Here is a 579-nt window from a genome sequence, read left to right as displayed (position 1 = left end):
CCCTATGTGTTCGCTATAATGGAACATATGCAGGGGGAGCTGGAGACCATTCTCGACGCACTCATCGATTGTCGTTTCGACGACGATCCGACCGGGCCGGACGTGTTCACGGACATGCGGACACTGGTCACCATCAGGAACGTCGTCGACGCGTTGACCGCGGCGGGGGCTGGTCATCTCGACAGGCTGGGGGTAGCGCAACGGCATGGGCACAAACCGATCGCGTTGTTGATCGAGATGGGGTACGCGCCAGCTGTGGCTGCGCGGATGCAGCGGATCGGCACCTCGGCGGTGGTGGACTGCACACTGAAACATGCGGCCGATGGTGCGATCTCGGGTGAGCATGTCGATGCGATCGTGCGTGGGTTGAACCAGATCGGCTTGCGTGCCGGGGAGGCGCCGGATGCCGAGACCTGGGCTGTGTTCGAGGGTGATCTGTTGGCGCAGGTGTTGTCGGGGGCCAAGCCTGCTGAGGTGATGGCACGGGCACACCAGTTGGGGGACCATCACTCGTCGGATGCCGAGGGTGGACGCCCGGCGAAAGAGGACCGCAATCTGAATGCCCTGGATATCGGGCGG

The 579-nt window shown here is 63.2% G+C and carries 1 pseudogene; it reads left to right on the top strand.

What is annotated here, in order from left to right:
* A pseudogene (locus tag GD1_RS25160) lies at positions 1–579 on the top strand (HNH endonuclease); the annotation flags it as partial.

This window comes from Gordonia desulfuricans NBRC 100010, from assembly GCF_001485495.1.
Classification (GTDB): domain Bacteria; phylum Actinomycetota; class Actinomycetes; order Mycobacteriales; family Mycobacteriaceae; genus Gordonia; species Gordonia desulfuricans.
Note: the sequence above shows the minus strand (reverse complement) of the source record. Positions and strands in the feature narration are given on the sequence as shown.